Source organism: Rhodomicrobium udaipurense JA643, from assembly GCF_000636015.1.
GTDB classification, from domain to species: domain Bacteria; phylum Pseudomonadota; class Alphaproteobacteria; order Rhizobiales; family Rhodomicrobiaceae; genus Rhodomicrobium; species Rhodomicrobium udaipurense.
This window is the reverse complement of sequence record NZ_JFZJ01000182.1, coordinates 1-4296: the sequence shown is the minus strand read 5'-3', so window position 1 is coordinate 4296 and position 4296 is coordinate 1. Positions and strand designations below refer to the sequence as shown.

Sequence of the window (4296 nt, the reverse complement as noted above, 5' to 3'; positions counted from 1 at the left end):
GGGCGGCGGCGGTTTCGGCCAATCGTCGTCCGGAGGCTGGTGGCCATCGGAGCTTGGCAATCCGTCCTCCACGGGCGGCCAGAATACGACGCGCTACGCCTATTTTCCGGGCTCCAGCCGCCTCGCTATCGATTACGGCAATGGCCGCGTCGAGATTTACGACACCACGGGCTATTCGGTGTACGGCTTCGGCCAACAGCAGGGCGGCGGCGACAGCATGACGTTTTCGAGCCAGAACGGCACGGTGCGGATAGACACCCTGCCGCGCGTCGGCGGCCCGGCCGGACAACATGCGCCCGCTGCGTCGGCACACGGCGGCGAGCATGCGTCACCGGCCGCGGTCACGACATCCGGAGTGCCCACGGCCAGTGAGCTTCGAAGCGCGGGCTTGGCACTTCTCGAACAGCTCGGCAGCTTGCGCGACAAGGGCTACATCTCCGAGGAAGAATTCGCCGCGAAGAAGGCGGAAATTCTCAAGCGGCTTTAACGCGGAAGCACCCGCGCGCCGCGTGATGCGAAAAGTCCGCGCGGCGCAGAGGCATATTGCGGGGAACCGACAAGCGCGACGCATTTGCGTGGCGCTTTTTTTGCGCCCGAAATCACACGCAGAACGCGCAAATTGAAGTGATTCGGAATCGGCGAATAAAAAAAGCGCCTATTAGACAATGACTTGCCCGCACCCTAATGAGGTCGGCGACATGTGATATTTTCTCTTGTTATACAGTTGGTTAGATCACAAACTGATCCGTATAATGAGCAAACATATGCCAGCCCATTGATTTAATGCGCGCTTTTTTTACGTAAAATTAAACACAACCATAGATTGCTAAAGGGGAAGCCGGCCGCGGGGGCCGGTTCAAAACCGAAAGCAACAAACCATGGCTTCTCTCTCTCCCAACACGGTCGCGATCAACACGATCGCTCATAATCTCGCCAACGCCGCCGACGCGGTCGCCGCGCTCGACGCCGCGATTTCCGAGGAACTGCGCGCACTGATCCGTCTCGCGAACGCCGAAATCGTCCGCGTTCGCAAGGCCGCTCGAAAGGCCGCCGCCACCGCGAAGCGCACCGCTGCTGCTGCCGCAGCCGCCGCCGCGACTGTCGTCGAGCCGAAGCAGCCCGCGCGCCGTGGCCGCAAGCCTAAGGCGAAGGTCGAAGCCGTCGCCGCCGCCGAGGTTCCGGCCATCGTCGAAGTCGCCGCAGTTGAAGCGATCGCGGTTCCGGCTGAAATCGAAGTCACGGCCGCTCAAGCGATCGAAGTTTCGGGTGCGCCCATCGAAATCCCGGCCGCTGCCCTCGAACTTTCCGCCGTCCTTGTCGCCGCTGCGCCGAAAGCGCGGGGCCGCCGCCGCAAGACAGCCGCCAACGGCATGACCGCTCACTAAACCGGGTTCATCATCAAGCAGAGGGTTCCGACAGCCGCTTCCAGCCGCAGTCGAGCCGCAATTTCAGAACGAGTGCTGCGTAACGGAATGGAGTGAACACCGCGTGACAAAGCGTCCAGTGTTTTCCGCAGGCGCCGAGGAGCAGGGGAGCGCGCCCCCGCGCACCACGGACGGCGGAAGGTTTCGTGCAACAAGCCGGTAGCAGGCGTCGACGAGGCTCGTCGTCGCCCGAGCACCGGCTTCTTTGTGTCGTGCGACAGTGCGGCCGATGCTAGCGGCGCAAGCCGAGAGCGCCGATAGCGAGAGCCAGCCAGCCGCCGATGAGCGCCACGCCGCCAGCGGGAACCACGCCGAACGGCGTCGCAAAAATCTCCGCATGGCGCGCATAGATGCCGCCCGAGAACAGGATGATACCGGCGACGAACAGGAGCGCGGCGAGGTTCAGGAAAATCGTGCCGACATGCGTGCGCCAGCCCTGCGAGATGAATAGAACGACGCCGACGCCGAGCAGCGCGAGCGAATGCATCGTGTGATAGACCGAGGCTGTGGCGAATGGCTGACGCGACGCATCGGCAGTCACCTCATGCGCGCCGATGGCTCCGGCCGCGACCGAAAGTGCTCCGAGAACTGCAGCGATAAATATCCAGAAACGTCCCATGTTTGTCCCCCAAACACGCCGGCGGGTTCATCCTCCGGCCGAAACAATGAAATCGGCGTGCCCTGTGCGACAGGGTTCCCGCCGCCGGGCGCACTGAACCGAAGCAAAGCCGACCGCTCGCGCATCAGGCGTGCCGGTGCGCACCTTTATAAGGCCACGTCCTACGCCATCGCGCCGCGGTCGTCACGGCCAATCGACGGAAGCGATTAACAGGCGCGGAACGGGATGCAGACGCGCCGCAAGCTCGGTTGCTGGCCGTTTGCAGGCCCGCTGAACGACAATCGCAAACCCCGCCGACCAAATATTATCGGCCCGACCCGCATCCTGAACGCGCAGCCATACAAGTGCGAGTTTGTCGCAGGATCGGTGAATCCGTGCGATGAGAGCCCATCAGGGCTTTACTGCCACGCGCGCAACTCTTCCCCATCCACCCCATAAAGAAACAGGCCCAGCGCATGGGCCTTTTCCACGATGGCCTGCTGCTCAGCCAGCAGTACGCCTCCGGCCGCGACCGCGATCCCCGCGAGCCCGGCCTCGGCAGCAAGTTCGACCGTGCGCGGCCCGATGGCAGGCATGTCGAGGCGGAGATCCTGGCCCGGCTTGGGCATCTTCACCAGCACGCCTTGGCGGTTCTTGAAGCCCCAGCGGTTGAGATCGCGGCATCGCGAAAGCATGGCGTCGGTCCCCTCGGCCGCCTCCACCGCAAGCACATACCCCCGCGCGACGACCGCCCCCTGCCCGATATCGTACTCGCCTAGCGCACGGGCAACATTGAAGGCGAGCCGGATATCGGCAAGCGCTTCGGCGTTCGGCGTGGCTCCGGCGAACACGCCAGCGGGGGCCAGCAGCCGCGGCGCGACCTCGTGCGCAGCCAGAACTTCGAAACCGCGCGCCTCGAAAAACCGCGCCACCGCGCGCAACACGGAGTCGTCGCCGCCACGCAATATGCGCAGAAGCTCCGGCAAATGGCGCACAAAACCGCTGTCGATCCTCACGCGCAAGAGATTGGGTCGACGCAAACTGCCGACGAAGACGACGCGCTCGCAACCCTCGCGGCGGAGCGCACCGAGAATGCGACCGATCTGGCCGATTCCGGCATAGCTATGCGGAAAGCTTTCGATGGAGGATGATGCGTTTCCCTGAAGGCCGACGATGTAGGGGCGCTCGCCGCGCGCGGTCGCCGCCTCGGCAACGGCGAGCGGCAGTGTGCCACCTCCAGCGACGATGCCGATGCGCGAAGCTCCTGCTGCCGCGCCAGTCTTCGCTCCCGGTTCCCCGGCCCCGGCAGGAACCGTCATGCCTGAGCGCGTGGCACGCAGAACGAGCGATCCGTCTTGGCCCGCATGAACGACACGATGCGCTGCACGGCGGGATCGTCCGCAAACATTTTCTCGACATCGTCGAGGCGCTCGGAAAGCGTGCCTTCCGCCGAAAACAGCAGGCGATACGCCTTGCGCAGCGAGTGGATCTGATCGCGCTCAAAGCCGTGCCGTTTCAAGCCGACAATGTTGAGCCCGGCCAGCGCAGCGCGATTTCCCAGCACCATGCCGAACGGGATGACGTCTGCTTCGACACCCGACATGCCGCCGACGAAGCCGTGGGCCCCGACCCGAACCCACTGGTGAACCGCCGAGAGCCCGCCGAGGATGGCGTAATCTTCGACCGTGACGTGGCCAGCGAGTGTCGCGTTGTTGATGAGGAAGACATGATCGCCAATCTGGCAATCGTGCGCAACGTGGCTACCGGTGAGAAAGAGGCAATGGCTTCCAACGCGCGTCACGTGCCCGCCGCCGGCCGTGCCGCCGTTCATGGTGACATGCTCGCGAACGATGGTGCGCGCGCCTACTAAAAGTTCGCTACGTTCCCCCTGGTATTTCACGTCCTGCGGGGGACCGCCAAGAACCGCGAAGGGATGAATTTCGCACCCCTCACCGATTTCCGTCGCGCCGGTGATGACGACGTGCGCATGGACCTTCACGTTCTTGCGCAACGTGACATTCGGTCCGATCACCGCGAACGGTCCGATTTCCACGCCCTCTTCGAGCGTTGCGCGCGGATCGATCGCCGCCGAAGAATGCACCAGCATCTCTGTCATGACAGACCTACGCGCTTTAAGCGCCCTTGTTGTCGTTCGCATCGACGATCATGGCGCTGATCTCTGCTTCCGCCACAAGCTGACCGTTCACCCTGGCTTTGCCGTCGAACCGCCAGACGCGCCCGCGATTCCGCTTCTTGGTCATATGGAAGTGCACC

Annotated in this window: 5 protein-coding genes; 2 read left to right on the top strand and 3 right to left on the bottom strand. The window is 63.7% G+C overall.

From position 1 onward, the window contains the following. The coding region (locus tag T281_RS16355; protein WP_037241990.1) for an SHOCT domain-containing protein at nucleotides 1–487 on the top strand (487 nt) is incomplete at its 5' end. Between the two features lie 391 nt (nucleotides 488–878). Further along, entirely contained in the window at nucleotides 879–1385 is a 507-nt protein-coding gene (locus T281_RS16350; protein ID WP_037241987.1) for a hypothetical protein, read from the top strand. Between the two features lie 271 nt (nucleotides 1386–1656). On the opposite strand, the gene T281_RS16345 is transcribed toward T281_RS16350, so the two are convergent. The 3 genes from T281_RS16345 to lpxA all read right to left on the bottom strand — a co-directional run bounded on the left by T281_RS16345 (nucleotide 1657) and on the right by lpxA (nucleotide 4138). Continuing rightward, nucleotides 1657–2043, bottom strand: a complete 387-nt coding sequence (locus T281_RS16345) for a DUF423 domain-containing protein (RefSeq protein WP_037241984.1) — start codon at nucleotides 2041–2043, stop codon at nucleotides 1657–1659. A gap of 398 nt (nucleotides 2044–2441) precedes the next feature. Next, complete coding sequence (locus tag T281_RS16340; RefSeq protein ID WP_081796869.1) at nucleotides 2442–3341, bottom strand: LpxI family protein; 900 nt, start codon at nucleotides 3339–3341, stop codon at nucleotides 2442–2444. Then, the gene (gene lpxA / locus T281_RS16335) at nucleotides 3338–4138 is read right to left on the bottom strand and encodes an acyl-ACP--UDP-N-acetylglucosamine O-acyltransferase (protein WP_037241981.1); all 801 of its coding nucleotides are present in this window, start codon (nucleotides 4136–4138) and stop codon (nucleotides 3338–3340) included. Before lpxA ends, T281_RS16340 begins: the two co-directional genes overlap by 4 nt. Nucleotides 4139–4296 lie beyond the last annotated feature (158 nt).

Excerpts from the sequence above, each read along its gene's own strand:
- T281_RS16350 (WP_037241987.1), top strand. The coding sequence starts at position 879 with ATGGCTTCTCTCTCTCCCAACACGGTCGCGATCAACACGATCGCTCAT.
- T281_RS16345 (WP_037241984.1), bottom strand. The coding sequence starts at position 2,043 with ATGGGACGTTTCTGGATATTTATCGCTGCAGTTCTCGGAGCACTTTCG.
- T281_RS16340 (WP_081796869.1), bottom strand. The coding sequence starts at position 3,341 with ATGACGGTTCCTGCCGGGGCCGGGGAACCGGGAGCGAAGACTGGCGCG.
- lpxA (WP_037241981.1), bottom strand. The coding sequence starts at position 4,138 with ATGACAGAGATGCTGGTGCATTCTTCGGCGGCGATCGATCCGCGCGCA.